At 60.2% G+C, this 13847-nt stretch carries 15 protein-coding genes, 1 tRNA gene and 1 pseudogene; 7 read left to right on the top strand and 10 right to left on the bottom strand.

Annotated elements, in window-relative coordinates:
* The 4 genes from B5P46_RS17850 to B5P46_RS17835 all read right to left on the bottom strand — a co-directional run bounded on the left by B5P46_RS17850 (nucleotide 1) and on the right by B5P46_RS17835 (nucleotide 4445).
* Complete coding sequence (locus B5P46_RS17850) at nucleotides 1-822, bottom strand: ABC transporter permease (RefSeq protein ID WP_129419802.1); 822 nt, start codon at nucleotides 820-822, stop codon at nucleotides 1-3.
* A gap of 1 nt (nucleotide 823) precedes the next feature.
* Complete coding sequence (locus B5P46_RS17845) at nucleotides 824-1735, bottom strand: ABC transporter permease (RefSeq protein ID WP_129419800.1); 912 nt, start codon at nucleotides 1733-1735, stop codon at nucleotides 824-826.
* 268 nt (nucleotides 1736-2003) lie between these two features.
* On the bottom strand, nucleotides 2004-3302 hold the full coding sequence (locus B5P46_RS17840) for an ABC transporter substrate-binding protein (protein ID WP_129419799.1): 1299 nt from the start codon (nucleotides 3300-3302) through the stop codon (nucleotides 2004-2006).
* 54 nt (nucleotides 3303-3356) lie between these two features.
* Nucleotides 3357-4445, bottom strand: a complete 1089-nt coding sequence (locus B5P46_RS17835) for an ABC transporter ATP-binding protein (RefSeq protein ID WP_129420515.1) — start codon at nucleotides 4443-4445, stop codon at nucleotides 3357-3359.
* A 265-nt stretch (nucleotides 4446-4710) separates the two neighbouring features.
* Between B5P46_RS17835 and B5P46_RS17830 the strand changes: the two genes are divergently transcribed.
* Nucleotides 4711-5424 (top strand): GntR family transcriptional regulator, encoded by a 714-nt coding sequence (locus B5P46_RS17830; protein WP_129419798.1) that lies wholly within the window; start codon nucleotides 4711-4713, stop codon nucleotides 5422-5424.
* A gap of 63 nt (nucleotides 5425-5487) precedes the next feature.
* On the opposite strand, the gene B5P46_RS17825 is transcribed toward B5P46_RS17830, so the two are convergent.
* Both B5P46_RS17825 and B5P46_RS17820 read right to left on the bottom strand, forming a co-directional pair.
* A complete protein-coding gene (locus B5P46_RS17825) occupies nucleotides 5488-5901 on the bottom strand; it encodes a DUF4174 domain-containing protein (protein WP_129419797.1) in 414 nt (137 codons plus the stop codon).
* 219 nt (nucleotides 5902-6120) lie between these two features.
* Nucleotides 6121-6504, bottom strand: coding sequence for a hypothetical protein (locus tag B5P46_RS17820; protein WP_129419796.1), 384 nt, complete (start codon nucleotides 6502-6504; stop codon nucleotides 6121-6123).
* A gap of 361 nt (nucleotides 6505-6865) precedes the next feature.
* On the opposite strand from B5P46_RS17820, the gene B5P46_RS17815 reads away from it, so the two are divergent.
* Both B5P46_RS17815 and B5P46_RS17810 read left to right on the top strand, forming a co-directional pair.
* Nucleotides 6866-7072: a hypothetical protein gene (locus tag B5P46_RS17815; protein ID WP_129419795.1), complete on the top strand. Its 207-nt coding sequence runs from the start codon at nucleotides 6866-6868 to the stop codon at nucleotides 7070-7072.
* A gap of 25 nt (nucleotides 7073-7097) precedes the next feature.
* Entirely contained in the window at nucleotides 7098-7337 is a 240-nt protein-coding gene (locus B5P46_RS17810; protein ID WP_129419794.1) for a DUF2934 domain-containing protein, read from the top strand.
* 98 nt (nucleotides 7338-7435) lie between these two features.
* Here the strand turns inward: B5P46_RS17810 and B5P46_RS17805 are convergent, their stop codons facing one another.
* Together B5P46_RS17805 and B5P46_RS17800 are read right to left on the bottom strand one after the other, a co-directional pair.
* The gene (locus B5P46_RS17805; protein ID WP_129419793.1) at nucleotides 7436-9361 is read right to left on the bottom strand and encodes a DUF5054 domain-containing protein; all 1926 of its coding nucleotides are present in this window, start codon (nucleotides 9359-9361) and stop codon (nucleotides 7436-7438) included.
* Nucleotides 9362-9697: 336 nt separating this feature from the next.
* Complete coding sequence (locus tag B5P46_RS17800; RefSeq protein WP_003541553.1) at nucleotides 9698-9892, bottom strand: hypothetical protein; 195 nt, start codon at nucleotides 9890-9892, stop codon at nucleotides 9698-9700.
* Nucleotides 9893-10015: 123 nt separating this feature from the next.
* Here B5P46_RS17800 and B5P46_RS17795 point away from each other — a divergent pair, with 123 nt between their 5' ends.
* The 3 genes from B5P46_RS17795 to B5P46_RS17785 all read left to right on the top strand — a co-directional run bounded on the left by B5P46_RS17795 (nucleotide 10016) and on the right by B5P46_RS17785 (nucleotide 11702).
* Nucleotides 10016-10741: a LuxR family transcriptional regulator gene (locus B5P46_RS17795; RefSeq protein ID WP_129419792.1), complete on the top strand. Its 726-nt coding sequence runs from the start codon at nucleotides 10016-10018 to the stop codon at nucleotides 10739-10741.
* A gap of 95 nt (nucleotides 10742-10836) precedes the next feature.
* On the top strand, nucleotides 10837-11502 hold the full coding sequence (locus tag B5P46_RS17790) for an acyl-homoserine-lactone synthase (protein ID WP_003541559.1): 666 nt from the start codon (nucleotides 10837-10839) through the stop codon (nucleotides 11500-11502).
* Nucleotides 11499-11702: a hypothetical protein gene (locus tag B5P46_RS17785; RefSeq protein WP_129419791.1), complete on the top strand. Its 204-nt coding sequence runs from the start codon at nucleotides 11499-11501 to the stop codon at nucleotides 11700-11702. Before B5P46_RS17790 ends, B5P46_RS17785 begins: the two co-directional genes overlap by 4 nt.
* 121 nt (nucleotides 11703-11823) lie before the next feature.
* Here B5P46_RS17785 and B5P46_RS17780 read toward each other — a convergent pair whose 3' ends face one another.
* Entirely contained in the window at nucleotides 11824-12192 is a 369-nt protein-coding gene (locus B5P46_RS17780) for a response regulator (RefSeq protein ID WP_129419790.1), read from the bottom strand.
* A gap of 200 nt (nucleotides 12193-12392) precedes the next feature.
* Here B5P46_RS17780 and B5P46_RS17775 point away from each other — a divergent pair.
* Nucleotides 12393-12468, top strand: a tRNA-Ile gene (locus tag B5P46_RS17775).
* A gap of 173 nt (nucleotides 12469-12641) precedes the next feature.
* On the opposite strand, the pseudogene B5P46_RS17770 reads toward B5P46_RS17775, so the two are convergent.
* Nucleotides 12642-13842: pseudogene (locus B5P46_RS17770) on the bottom strand (trypsin-like peptidase domain-containing protein).
* Between the last annotated feature and the right edge of the window lie 5 nt (nucleotides 13843-13847).

The following is a 13847-nucleotide window of genomic DNA, read 5'->3' as shown; positions in this document are numbered from 1 at the left end:
TCAGTTTATCTTTGCCTGCCGCCGGCTGAGCATCGTCATGATGCCGAGTGCGATGAGAATGATGGTGAAGGAAAACAGCGTCGTCACCGTGCCGAGCGCATAGAGCACCGGCGTCGTGACGTTGGTCGTCATGCCGTAGATTTCGAGCGGCAGCGTGTTGTAGGTGCCTGATGTCATCAGCGTGCGGGCGAATTCGTCATAGGAGAGCGTGAAGCCGAACAGGCCGACGCCGACGAGGCTCGGGGCGATCATCGGCAGCACGACATGGCGGAACGTCTGCCAGGAGCTGGCGCCGAGGTCGCGCGCCGCTTCTTCATAGGCCGGCGAAAAGCGGTTGAAGACGGCAAACATGATCAACACGCCGAAGGGCAGCGTCCAGGTGAGGTGTGCACCGAAGGCCGACGAATACCAGGCTGGCTTCAGCCCTCCCTCCTGGAACACGACGCCGATGCCGAGCGAGATGATGATCGACGGCACGACGAGGCTTGCGACCGTGGCGTAGAACAGCGCGGTCGAACCTCGGAAACGGCGTCGGAAGGCAAGGCCTGCGAGCAGCGAGACGACGACCGTCACCGCCATCACCATCAGCCCGAGGGTGAAGGAGCGGCGGAACGAGGCGCCGAAGTCGCCGACGGCCTGCTTTTCGAACAGGTTGAAGAACCAGTGCGTGGACATCCCGTTCATCGGGAAGGTCAGGCCGCCGTCCGGCCCCTGGAAGGAGAGGATCAGGATCGCCGAAAGCGGGCCGTAGAGGAACAGCACGAAGATGATGAAGAAGATCGCCAGCAGGTAGAATTCCAGGCCGCGTTTTTCGTGGCTCATCTCAAAGCTCCTTGCGGATATCGACGACGCGCAGGATGGCCGCGACCATCAACAGCACCACCGCAAGCAGCACCACGGCATTGGCGGCAGCCGCCGGATATTGCAGCAGCGACATCTGGTTCTTCATCATCAGCGCCACCGAGGCGCTCTGGCCGCCGGACATCACCTGCACCGTCGAAAAGTCGGCCATGACGAGCGTCACGACGAAGATCGTGCCGATCGCCATGCCGGGTTTGGCGAGCGGGATGACGACATTCCACAGCACCTGCCAGCCGGAGGCGCCGGCATCGCGCGCCGCCTCGAACAGCGACCGGTCGATGCGCATCAGCGTGTTGAAGATCGGCGTCACCATGAACAGCGTGTAGAGATGCACCATGGCAAGCACGACGGCGAAATCGGAATAGAGCAGCCATTCGATCGGCTGCGGGATGATGCCCATCTTGATCAGCGTCGAATTGACGAGACCGTTGCGCCCGAGCACCGGGATCCACGAGATCATGCGGATGATGTTCGACGTCATGAACGGCACGGTGCAGACAAGGAAGAGGATCATCTGCGTCGATGTCTTGCGGATGTGGAAGGCCAGGAAATAGGCGACCCAGAAACCGATGACGAGCGTCAGCGCCCAGACGATCGCGGTGAATTTCAGCGTGTTGAGATAGATCTTCCACGTCACCCACGAACCGAGCGTGTCGGTATAGTTCATCGTCAGGAAATCGGGATAGAGACCGGCAAAGTCGTAGTCCCAGAAGCTGACGACCGCGATCATGGCGATCGGCAGCAGGAAGAACAAGCCGAGAATGACGAACAGCGGCGTCGCCTGGAGATAGGAGATCGCCGATGGGGAGAGGCGCAAGACGCGGGCGCGTGCACCCTGCTTGTCTTCCTCCGTTTCCGCTGCGATGGTCGCCATATCCGGTTCTCCATTTGCTCATTGTCCCAGGCAGGACAAGCGGTGCGTGCCGCCCCCTCATCCGCCTGCCGGCACCTTCTCCCCGCTGGGGAGAAGAGATTCGCGGCAGCGCCTCGGCCACCGCGAACCTTGCATTCGTCTCGCGACGCGGCCACGGACTCCCTCTTCTCCCCAGCGGGGAGAAGGTGCCGGCAGGCGGATGAGGGGGTGGAGCGAAGCGACGTCTTCAGCACCAGCGAAAGGCAGCGCCTGCCCGCCCCCAAAGGGATCAGGCTGCGATGAACTCGTTCCAGCGGCGAACCATGTAGCGGTCCTCGTCCATGACGGAGTTCCAGCAGGCGACAGCACCCATGCGGGCTTCGAAGGAGCCACCGTCGCGAACGGCGCCGGCCTTTTCCATCACCTTGCCCTCGGGAGACAGGATGTCGCCGGCAGCCGGCTTGCCCTCGATCCAGTAGCCCCATTCGTCGGCCGACATGAATTGCTTGGCAGTGTCCATGCAGGCGGAATAATAGCCCTGGCGGTTGAGGTAGCCGCCGACCCAACCCGACGTGTACCAGTTGATGTATTCATAGGCGGCATCGAGCTGCGCGCCCTTGAGGTGCGAGGCAAGGCCAAGACCGCCGCCCCAGGCGCGGTAGCCTTCCTTGAGCGGCTGGAAGGTGCAGGCGATACCCTTCGAACGGACGGCGGCGACGGCCGGCGACCACATCGACTGGATGACCACTTCGCCCGAGGCCATCAGGTTTACCGACTCGTCGAAGCTCTTCCAGAAGGCGCGGAACTGGCCGTCACCCTTGGCCTTGATGAGGAATTCGATCGTCTTGTCGATTTCTTCCTTCGTCATGTTGCCCTTGTCGGCATATTTGATCTTGCCGGAGGCTTCCATGATCATCGCCGCATCCATGATGCCGATCGACGGGATGTTGAGGATTGCGGTCTTGCCCTTGAAGGCCGGATCGAGAATGTCGGCCCAGCTGGTGATCGGACGGCCAGTGAGATCAGGACGGATGCCGAGCGTGTCGGCATTGTAGATGGTCGGAACCATCGTCATCCACTGCGTCGGCTCCTTGGCGAACTTCTTGGAATCCTGCGCTTCGACGAAACCGACCGTGTGCGGCGCCGTGCCTTGGGCGATGACGCTGTCTGCCTTCAGCTTGCCGTTGATGAACAGCGGCACGATCTTGTCGTAATATTTCAGCTTCTTGACGTCCATCGGCTGCATGACGCCGGTCGGGAACACCTTCTTGGCGATCCAGTATTCGACGTCGGCAATGTCGTAGCTGTCAGGCTGGGTGACGGCGCGCTGGGCGGCGGCGTCGGAATCGGTCGCCGTCATCTCCAGCGTGATGCCGAGATCGGCTTTGCACTTCTCGGCAATGGCATTGATGTTCGAAACGCCGGTGCCGAACTGGCGAAGCGTGATGTTCGTCTGCGCCCAGATGGTGGGAAAGCCGGTGATGGCGCCGGAGCCGGCGATGGCGCCGACGGCGGCAGCACCCGTCTTCAGCAGCGTGCGGCGGGAAAGACCCTTCTCCGCCTTGGTCGATGTCGTTTCAGTCGTCATGTCAGTTCCCCTTTTCTTGGGTATGGAAGGTTCAGTGTTCTTGATGGTGATGGCTCATGCGGAAGAGCGGCCGAGAAGCACGGCATCCTCGAGCGCCCAACTGAGCGAAACGGCATCGCCGACGGCGACCGGCCGGGCGAAATAGTCGCCGTCCTCGGCTATGACGGTGAAGTCGTCGCTGCCGGCGCCGATAACGGTGATTTTCACGGAAGAGCCGCGATATTCGATGTTGGAGACGATGCCGTCGAAGCCGAGCGTCCATTCGGTCGCCACCTGCAGGCGTACACGGTCGGTGCGGATGCCGATGTCGACGGGCTCGCCGACTTCCCTGCCCGTCCCGTGCACGGAAAAACTCTGCCCCTCAGGCACGGTCATGACGAGTACGCCGTTCTCGCTCGAGGTCACCCGGCCGGACAACACGTTGTGGTCGCCCATGAACCGCGCGACGAAGGCCGTCGCCGGCCGCTCGAAGACCTCGCGCGGCGCCGCCGCCTGCTCGATCCGGCCGTCATTCATGATGACGATGACGTCGGCGAGCGCCATCGCCTCTTCCTGACTGTGGGTGACATGCACGAAGGTGATGCCAAGCGACTTCTGGAGTTTCTTGAGTTCAGCGCGCATGCGGATCTTCAGGAACGGATCGAGCGCCGACAGCGGCTCGTCGAGCAGCAGCGCTTCCGGATCGGTGATCAGCGCGCGCGCCAGCGCCACGCGCTGTTGCTGGCCGCCGGAAAGCTGGGCCGGACGCCGGTTGGCATAGGCCTCCATCTGCATCAGCTTGAGCATCTCCAGCGCTTTCGCCTGCCGCTCCAGCCTGTCGACGCCCTTCATCTTCAGGCTGAAGGCGACGTTGTCGATCAAATCGAGATGCGGGAAGAGCGCATAGGACTGGAACATCATCGCCGTGCCGCGCCTGGCCGGCGGAAAATCGGTGACGACGACATTACCGAGCCTGATATCGCCCGACGAGATGCTCTCATGGCCGGCGATCATCCGCAGCGTCGACGTCTTGCCGCAGCCCGACGGCCCCAGGAAGCAGCAATAGGAGCCGGCTGGAATCTTCAGGCTGATCGCATGGACGGCCGTCGTCGCGCCATAGACCTTCGAAACGGATACTATATCGATCTCTGCCGCTTTCGACATCATGCCTTCCCCTGTTCGGAAAAGACGATGCATCTGCCGTGCCAAACTCCGTTGCTTGCAGCAAGCCATTGCGAAATAACGATTTTATGAAAACCGCAGCTGAGAGAGCAAATTATAGGCGCAGCGCTATCTGCACATGATTTAGGCTATCGTGCGCAATTTGTGCAAAACATCGTATACAATCTCCTGCCATTTCGGGCACGAATTCTGTTTAACTTTAGCGCGAAGCCGGGTATGGTTTGCAGACCATCAGGAAATAAACTTCATGAAATCCGCCGCCAAGGCTCAGCAGGCCGAAGACTCCACCACCGATACCGGCGCGCAACAGATCCGCGATGCCATTCGCGAAGCGATCGTCGAGCGCAGGCTTTCGCCAGGCACCAAGCTTTCGGAAAGCGATGTCGGCAATCTCTTCAATGTCAGCCGCACGCTTGCCCGCGCCGCCCTGCAGGCGCTCTCCTATGAAGGCCTCGTCAGCGTCGAGAAAAACCGCGGCGCCTTCGTCGCCTATCCCTCGCCGGAAGAGGCTCGCCAGATCTTTTCCGCCCGCCGCTTGGTCGAACCAGGCATATTGCGCGAGGCAGCGGCGCGGATCACGCCGGATGACATTACTCATCTGCGACAGCTTCTGCTGGAAGAAGGCCGCCTGATGAGCGAGCGTGGCCAGACCGCGCGCCGCGCTGAAATCAAGGCATCGGGCGATTTTCATCTGACGCTGGCGATGATATCGGGAAATTCGATCATGCAGCGCTTCATGGAGGAACTCGTCGCCCGCTCGTCGCTGGTGATTGCGCTCTACGGGCAGTCGACCGCATCGAGCTGCGGCCATTCCGAACATGGTGACATTATCTCGGCGATCGAAGCCGACGAACTCGACCGTGCCTGCCAGCTGATGCTGCATCACATCGCCCATATCGAGGCCGATCTTGACCTGCGCGAACGCAAGAGCCTCGGCCTCAAGGAAGCCTTCGAACTCTGAACATGCAAGGGATGCGGGCGCGGATGCTCCACCGCCCGCCGCTTCAAACGGACTCTCGAAACACTACCAAGGCGTCTTCTTCGGCAACATCTCAAAAGCCGCGAAAATGTCCTCGGCGCTCATCGGCTCGCTCGAGCGCAGCTTAACGGTTCCATCGCGTCCGATCAGGATCAACCCGAACTCGCCGGATGGCGGTCCCTGCAGCCGATCGCGAATATCGTCGGCATCGAGTTCCCAGTCATCGTCGAACAGCGCAAACGCGCCGCCGCCGGCAATGCTGAACACCTCGACGTCTTCCTCGATCAAGCGCATATGCGCCTTCCGCAGCCATTCGTCCTGGATGAGCGCGCGGTCATCTTGCGCATCGGCGAAGATGATCAGCACCCGCTTCCTGTCGCGAAACTGCTCGAGCGATTGCGGAAGCTCAGGCTCACGCCTGGGTGTACCCATGATTTCATGAACAATAGATTTTAGCATGGTGCTCATTCCTCGCCCGTCACCACTGCATAACTCTTAAATCGGGATCGATTTAAGGATAGATTATGCAGCAATTCAAAGTGCTACAGCGCCCTTTGCGACTCTCGAAAAGGGCGCTGTAGTAGCGGGCTGTGCCTGCCGAATTAAACGGCTGGGAATAAGCGAGGTTCCGCCAAAAAGCGGAAAAGGATCGCAGCCATGGCCGCGATCCTCACCCTATCAGTCGCGGCCCTGGTCTTCGGACGCGTGGGCCGAAACGGCAACGAGATCCGCAGCCCCAGTGACGAGAAGGCGCTTGCGCACCAGGACGCGCATGACACGCGCCGCCGTCGAGAAGGTCATCTGGTCGAGCGGGCCTTCGCCCTCCCACGGCTTGGTCAGCCGTTCGGTGACGGCGCCGACAATGTTCATCGGCACGATGTCGGTGCATTCGCGCATGGCTTCGAAAACGAAGCTGATGGGGATGACCCGTCCTTCGTGGGTCACGATCGGTTCGGTCAATTCGCTGTCCCATTCCTCGAAGGCATAGAGCGCTTCACGAAACAGCTGCTGGAGGTTGAACGGCGCGTGGCCGTCATGAAGTGGCGGCAGTGCATTCATCATGTCTGTCTCCTCTTGATGGGTTGAAGCCAAAGTCCTCCGGTATCGGTCGCGCCAACGCGGGGAATGGAACGTTTTGCTGCCCCTGCGAACCGAATAACACTATTGATTCTATAGAGTAACGCGCCGGGGTAAAGCCCATTTATCCGCCGCCGCGGAAGCGAATTCCATAACACCCTGATATTCTTGCGTGTTTTAGACGAAATTTTCTCCGCGCACACCAGCCTTAAAAATCTGTGCCATCCGCCTGAGATCGCGCCGGAATGGCACGGCGAGGCGAAAAAACCCTGATAATTCACGGAACTTTTGTTTCTGTAATTTGTTTTGTTCTCACATTCGCAAAAACAGTCTGGGGTTATCACCAATGACGCAAATCCGTGAACCGGAGCGCCGAAGCAAGATCCTGCGCGGCCGCCCCTATAGCCTTGATGAATTCGCCTCCAAATATGGCCTGCGCGGCGAGCAGGCAGAAAGCCTGTTCACCCGTTTCGGGCCCTCCTCGATCGAACTCGACCTGCTGATGGCAGCCAAGCGCCGGCCGCCGGTTCTGCAGGACAGAATTGCCGAATAACAATTTTGATGAATGGAATGGATAGATGAGCGACAGACGCCACGAATGGATCAGCAAACGAGCTTACGCGATTTGGGAGGAACGCGGCCGGCCAGATGGGCGCGACGACGAGCACTGGCGCCAGGCAGTTGCCGAACGCGACGCGCTGGAGCGCACGCAGGCCTCGTCCGATGGCCGCGAGGTGCTGGTGAAGTTTCGCCCGAAGCCGCAGCGGCCCGAAGCGCCACGCGCCGGCTGGTTCAACCGAACCGCAAACGTCGGCTAAACCCTTTCTCACATCGGCCGGGCCGCTTCATCCGTACTGGATAAAGCGGCCTAGTCGCGGCGCGATCCGGTGGCCCAATCCCCGCGGGATCGAGCGGCTCAGTCGAGCCTGAGCCGGAAGCGCGCCTGAAATTCTCCCTGCCACCACATGGGGAAATTGGTTCCCCACTTATTGTTGTGCAGATTGAAGCGGATGCCGGCGGTAAAATCCGGCAGCGTCCTGCAAAACGTCATGAAATCCGAGCTTTGCGGCGCAACCAGCGGCGCATCGAAGGTTTCAATCGTCAGCGGACCATCGGCAATATCACCGCGTGCTGATGTCACCGCCTGCAATTGTGCCCCGCCGCTCGTCGCAATATTCCCCGATCGGTGCCAGAGGCCCATTTTGCGGAAATTCCAGTCCGCCGCACCATCAGGCGTGAAGGAAAGAAAGCTTGCCTCCGGCATGCGGTTGGCGGGCTTGTCGTGTAATGTCAGGCTGAGGTTGAGGCGATCGCCCTCGGCGGTGAAATGCAGCATCACATGCGGCGGCGCGCCATAATTCTGCACGGCCTCGGCCGGCATTGAGAGAAGGATGCCCGCCCCTTGCGTTGCTTCCAGCCTCGGAAGAAAAACCTTCGAAAGTGCTGCACCCGACCGGGCAAGCCCCGGCTTGTCATGGTCGAGCACCGCCCATTCCTGGCGATGGGTCAGGTAGGTCTCCATGTGCCTGATAACGTCGCCGGCATCGTAACTCTCATATCGATAGGCGATCAGCGAGCCCTCGCGGCCGGAGATCGTCCGGCCGGAGGGCGAGGTGATTTCGGCCACATCGCCGCTCGCGCCGTCGAGCGTGATCGACCAGCCGCCGGCCTGCAGGCGGAGCTCCCGCCCCCCGCCCGCAATGACGGCAGGCGTGGCGAATTCGGCAAGCACGGCCTGGGCCGCCTTCCGGTCCGTCTCGTCGAGCTCCGAGACCGCCTGCTCGAGATAGGCGCGCTGCTCGTCCCACGAGGCTTCGGTATAGGCGAAGCGGTAATCGGATCGGCGCGCAACCTCGAAATCGGCCCGCGACCACGCCTTGTCGTCGCGCAAATAGGATTTGATATCGACGCCGCAGGTATGTTCGGCCACCATTGCCAGTCCGCGCCCGAAGGCGAGACGTCGTGCGTCGAGCCCATCCGCCGCGAAGCGGTCGTAGAGCCGCTGCAGCGCGAGGAACCGCGCCGTCTTCACCGGATCGCTGCCGCTGCCATGGATCCAGCTGTCGCCGAGTTCCAGCTCGACAACAGGGAAACGCTCACGCTCCCTCCAGAGGATGGCGCCGTAATCCTCGAGCGTCGCTGCGCAGATGATCGCATCGGGCTCACGGGCGCGTAATTCGCGATAGGCCTCGGCCGTCTGCGGCACGCTCTGCGGCCCCATATTGTCGTTGGTATGGGCAAAGCTCAGCCCGTCCTCGAAACCGTCGGGGAAACAGGTCTCGCCATAGGAGCGCTGGTACATGACCACCACTTCCTCGCCGCCGGGCGCCCGCCAGCGGAAGATGTCGGGCACGTCAGGCGGCGGTGAGGCCGTATTGACGCCGAGATGCAGGAAGCGGATGCCCGCCTCGGAAAGCAGCGGCACCATGCCGAGCGTATGGCCGGGCACATCGGTCATCTTCGCCGCGATCGTCGTCTTGCCGAAGCGCCGGTCGAGCTCCTGCGAATAGGAAAGCCCGGCCCGGAAGAGATCCGGCGACATCAGCTCCGTATGGCTGGTGAACGGCAGGCCGTGCCAGCGGATCAGCCCGCGCTCGATCGCCTGTTCCAGCGCTGCCACCTCTCCGGCCGAGCGCGAATTCAGATGGTCCCAGATCAGCCAGGCGCCCGTCGTCCAGATGAATTTCGGCTCGTCGGGATTTTCGGCATGAAAATGCTTGGCCGTTTCGATCGCCTGCGGAATGAAGCGCTCGTGATATTGCCGGCGGACCCTCTCGGCATGGTCGGTAAAGCCGATATCGAGATGGGTCTTGAAGACCAGATGCACGCGCTTTTCAGTCATTCCATTCCACGCATCGGTGATGACAGTCGAAACATTCTGCAGCCAGTGGCGGCACAGGTGAGGAGTGTAACCGCTTCCACAAACACCATTGCTCCTGCCGCAAATTCTTCGTCAACCCGTTTTGACACAAATCGATGAAATAATGCGGATTTATTAACCATACATCCGAAAACGTTACCGTCCGACGCTTTCATCATAGAATCGAATCGCGACAAGAATGAAGACGTGTTCATCGATAATTATATAGAAAGGCGGCGGGACTTCCTTGCTGCCGCGCCCGGGTGGTGCGCTGTTTAGCCAAGGAGAAAAGCCTGAGCCTTTCGGGAAAGCGGATTATCAGAAGGCGTTGGTTTCCTGGCAGAGCGCCCGATGAACCTCGGTCCAGAACAGCGCCAACGGCGTGTCGCCGTTGCGTTCGGCAACGAGCGCGCGGATCAGCGCTTCGGAGCCTGCCATGTCCTGCCAGCTGGATTTCAGGCCCTTGGCGGCCTGTTGGCATTCGGCAATCTCGAATGGTCTCTTGCTGTCCATATGAGGTCTCCTCATGAAAGGCGCTAGCAGATGGGACCCGGATTGTCATTCCCCGCATATGTGGGGATGCCTTGTATTTATGACGGCCCTCGCGGTAGGATTGAGGGGATTGGGGCAGTGGAAATGATTGAGAATACCTACAGCGAAAAGTTCGAGTCCGCTTTCGAACAGATCAAGGCTGCGGCCAATGTGGACGCCGCCATCCGCATTCTCCAGGCGGAATATGGCCTCGATTTCGTCACTTACCATCTCGCCCAGACGATCGCGAGCAAGATCGATTCGCCCTTCGTGCGCACCACCTACCCGGATGCCTGGGTCTCCCGCTACCTCCTGAACAGCTATGTGAAGGTCGATCCGATCGTCAGGCAGGGCTTCGAACGCCAACTGCCCTTCGACTGGAGTGAGGTCGAGCCGACGCCGGAGGCCTATGCCATGCTGGTCGACGCTCAGAAGCACGGCATCGGCGGCAACGGCTACTCTATTCCCGTCGCCGACAAGGCACAGCGCCGTGCGCTCTTGTCGCTGAATGCCCGCATACCGGCCGAGGAATGGACCGAACTCGTCCGCCGCTGCCGCAATGAATGGATCGAAATCGCCCACCTCATCCACCGCAAAGCCGTCTACGAGCTGCATGGCGAGAACGATCCCGTGCCGTCATTGTCACCGCGCGAAATCGAGTGCCTGCACTGGACGGCCCTTGGCAAGGATTACAAGGATATCTCGGTCATCTTGGGCATATCAGAGCACACCACGCGCGATTATCTGAAGACCGCCCGCTTCAAGCTCGGCTGCGCCACGATCTCGGCCGCGGCCTCGCGGGCCGTGCAATTGCGCATCATCAACCCCTGATCCCCTCATCTGAGGGGGCCCATCTGAGGGAATTTCCGATCCGGCCCGTCTGAACCATTCTGCTTTCCACGAACTTGAAAACGCTGGAGGGCAAAATGTTCGTTATCATTCAGGCACATGAGTATCAGAAATACGCTGCCGTACTCGACCAGATGTTTCGCCTGCGCAAGAAGGTCTTCGCCGATACGCTCGGCTGGGACGTTCCCGTCATCGGCCCTTACGAACGTGATAGCTACGATTCGCTGGCTCCCGCCTATCTCGTCTGGTGCAACGACAGCCGCACCCGTCTTTATGGCGGCATGCGCCTGATGCCGACGACAGGCCCGACCCTTCTCTACGACGTCTTCCGCGAGACGTTTCCTGATGCCGCCAATCTTATCGCCCCCGGCATCTGGGAAGGCACGCGCATGTGCATCGACGAGGAGGCGATCGCCAAGGATTTCTCCAATGTCGATGCCGGTCGCGCCTTCTCCATGATGCTGCTTGCGCTTTGCGAATGCGCGCTCGATCACGGCATCCATACGATGATTTCCAATTACGAGCCCTACCTCAAGCGCGTCTACAAGCGCGCCGGCGCCGAAGTGGAAGAACTTGGCCGCGCAGACGGCTACGGCAAATACCCCGTCTGCTGCGGCGCCTTCGAAGTATCGGACCGCGTGCTGCGCAAGATGCGCGCCGCCCTCGGCCTCACCCTACCCCTTTATGTCAGGCACGTGCCGGCCCGCTCGGTCGTGACCCAATTCCTGGAGATGGCAGCATGAACCGCCTCGCTCAAACCGCTACGCAGACCCCAATGCAGAAGGATATCGGCGCGCTGGAGCGCCATGTTCTCGCATCCCGCGACATCGCCACGCAGATAGGGGATCCCTTCCTCTCCTATCTCCTCTCGATGGCGCTGTTCACGATTTACGAGAAGAAGGCCCATCACGAGAACGAGGCGCTGAAGAGCAGCTTCAGCTGAGGGTGTGGTCCCCTCCGCCCCGCCTGAAGACGAGCAAGTCTCCCGGCGCCTCGCGCGCAGCCGCAAAACCAGTCCCCGTTTTGCGGCTGCGCGCCCCTGTCATGTCATCAGGGTATTGCCGTTACGTCATCAGGGAATCGATCGTCGAAATCAGCGTGTCGTGCATGTAGGGCTTCGGCAGGAAGGCGGTATTGGCGGGCAGCGCCATCGGATCGAGCCGCACCATGCCCGAGGTGATGATGATGCCGATGTTCGGCCGCATCGCCCGCACCCGATTGGCAAGTTGGAGACCGTCCATCGAACCGGCCATGTTGACGTCGGTGAACAGGATATCGACATCCTGCCTGCCCTTCAGCACCACCAGGGCCTCGTCGGCATTCGCCGCCTCCAGCGCCACATGGCCAACCTCCTCCAGCACATCGAGAATATTGAACCGGATCAGCGGCTCGTCCTCCACGATGAGCACCACGGCACTGTTAAAAGCCACCATCTGCGATCGCCCTCTTCATGCGGAATGTGACTTGAATAAGTGTCGCCCGCGCGAGAAGGTTCCAGTGGCTGCCCACGAAATATGCATCGTCCACAGATGCTTGCGCTGCCCGCTTGTGGCTCCCCCGGATTTGCGTTAGAGCGGAACCCGTGCTGCGGGAACCATTGCCCCGGCACCCAAGCGCCGGACACCCGACGCCAGGGCCTGTAGCTCAATGGTTAGAGCCGGCGGCTCATAACCGCTTGGTTGGGGGTTCGAGTCCCTCCGGGCCCACCATTTTTCCAGTTGTCCGCATGTAGCCGGAGGCGAAATCCGGAATTTTGACGCCACGTTCCGAATTCTGAAATAAACTTGAAGCTTCTTTGAGCCCCGCTTGAGCCCACGCGTTGCTACGGGGTCGCGGATGGAGCGACGGAACTCCAGCTCCGTGATGAACCGCCTTCACTGTTTTACTTAATCCCTAACTCCACGCCTTTGGTCGCCTTAGGTCGACCGATCACGTCCTTGAGCCAGCATTCCGATTTTTTCGAAACATAGGAGAATGCCTTGCAAGCATTGTCGCTGATACAGGCGGTGAAACACTGCAAATAGTTATTGCCTCTCAGACGCTTGTAGTCACCGCCGGGAAGATCTACACCGGAATAGCTCGTGAAATCAGATACGATCACATCGGCTGCCTTTGACGATGCGTATGCGGCGACCGCATCCGAATTCCGTATCAGAGCGACGACGTTATCCTTCAGGAAGCAAACCCCGTGCTTGGTGTTGTAGGTAATCGCCTTACACTGGCTGTCGCCTTCGCAAATCTCGGGCATCCGGAATAAGTGACATCCTTGACGGCGCGGTAGTCGAAGCCGATCGCATCGTAGCCGCGGGCACCGATGAATGAAGCGATTGGCTGCGCGGGCAGATTAGTTGTGGCGCTTGGCGTGTTGATCGACGTCTGTTCCTGCTCCTCGCCATAGCAGAGAATTTGGAATACTGACGGCGTGATCTTATCCGCCAGGTCGGCTGTCGAGATTGGCTGCTGGTCTGCCGCCCTGTCGCCGGACTGTCCTTTAATGCCTTGAGACTGCAAGAAGAGGTCGGCAACAGACGCACGGATCGCAAAGTTCACGTTCTGCGCGGTGATCCCAATCTCGTCCGCAATGCCTTTCGAGAGCGTGGCGCTAGTGATGCCCATAAGAAAGCCATCCCGATCAACGACGGGGCCGCCAGAACCAGGCTGAATTGGTGTCGAAATCTGAATGTACCGGGTGTCGTTTCGAAGCCCAGCGAGTGCGTTGACGTTGCCTGTGGTGATCTTGACGGAATCCGACAGCAAGGTCGCCAACGGAAAACCTATAGCGAGGATATCCTCGCCAAGCCGGGTCGGCGCATGACGGAAGACAAGGGGTTGCAACGGCTTCGCTGGTCGATCCTGACCAGAGCTAGATCGTTCGTGGCGTCAATCCGGGGATCGGCGGCGTCACCCCTGCCCTTTATTTCGATGCGCTTGCATCCCTGGACGACGTGCGCGTTTGTTAGCAGCCAGCCATCCGGGGTTACTGCGAAACCGGTACCCGACGACGTCGGGGCATCGGCAAGGCATGTGGAAGCAAGGGCAGCGGAAAAGAAGGCGCTCAAGATCGAGCGACGCACGGTTACCATTAGTG

The organism is Rhizobium leguminosarum, from assembly GCF_004123835.1.
Classification (GTDB): domain Bacteria; phylum Pseudomonadota; class Alphaproteobacteria; order Rhizobiales; family Rhizobiaceae; genus Rhizobium; species Rhizobium leguminosarum_M.
The sequence above is the reverse complement of the archived record's forward strand: the minus strand, read 5'-3'. Positions and strand labels throughout refer to the sequence as shown.

Bases quoted from the DNA above. Each gene is read 5' to 3' on its own strand.
- B5P46_RS17850 (WP_129419802.1), bottom strand. From the start codon at position 822: ATGAGCCACGAAAAACGCGGCCTGGAATTCTACCTGCTGGCGATCTTC.
- B5P46_RS17845 (WP_129419800.1), bottom strand. From the start codon at position 1,735: ATGGCGACCATCGCAGCGGAAACGGAGGAAGACAAGCAGGGTGCACGC.
- B5P46_RS17840 (WP_129419799.1), bottom strand. From the start codon at position 3,302: ATGACGACTGAAACGACATCGACCAAGGCGGAGAAGGGTCTTTCCCGC.
- B5P46_RS17835 (WP_129420515.1), bottom strand. From the start codon at position 4,445: ATGTCGAAAGCGGCAGAGATCGATATAGTATCCGTTTCGAAGGTCTAT.
- B5P46_RS17830 (WP_129419798.1), top strand. From the start codon at position 4,711: ATGAAATCCGCCGCCAAGGCTCAGCAGGCCGAAGACTCCACCACCGAT.
- B5P46_RS17825 (WP_129419797.1), bottom strand. From the start codon at position 5,901: ATGCTAAAATCTATTGTTCATGAAATCATGGGTACACCCAGGCGTGAG.
- B5P46_RS17820 (WP_129419796.1), bottom strand. From the start codon at position 6,504: ATGATGAATGCACTGCCGCCACTTCATGACGGCCACGCGCCGTTCAAC.
- B5P46_RS17815 (WP_129419795.1), top strand. From the start codon at position 6,866: ATGACGCAAATCCGTGAACCGGAGCGCCGAAGCAAGATCCTGCGCGGC.
- B5P46_RS17810 (WP_129419794.1), top strand. From the start codon at position 7,098: ATGAGCGACAGACGCCACGAATGGATCAGCAAACGAGCTTACGCGATT.
- B5P46_RS17805 (WP_129419793.1), bottom strand. From the start codon at position 9,361: ATGACTGAAAAGCGCGTGCATCTGGTCTTCAAGACCCATCTCGATATC.
- B5P46_RS17800 (WP_003541553.1), bottom strand. From the start codon at position 9,892: ATGGACAGCAAGAGACCATTCGAGATTGCCGAATGCCAACAGGCCGCC.
- B5P46_RS17795 (WP_129419792.1), top strand. From the start codon at position 10,016: ATGATTGAGAATACCTACAGCGAAAAGTTCGAGTCCGCTTTCGAACAG.
- B5P46_RS17790 (WP_003541559.1), top strand. From the start codon at position 10,837: ATGTTCGTTATCATTCAGGCACATGAGTATCAGAAATACGCTGCCGTA.
- B5P46_RS17785 (WP_129419791.1), top strand. From the start codon at position 11,499: ATGAACCGCCTCGCTCAAACCGCTACGCAGACCCCAATGCAGAAGGAT.
- B5P46_RS17780 (WP_129419790.1), bottom strand. From the start codon at position 12,192: ATGGTGGCTTTTAACAGTGCCGTGGTGCTCATCGTGGAGGACGAGCCG.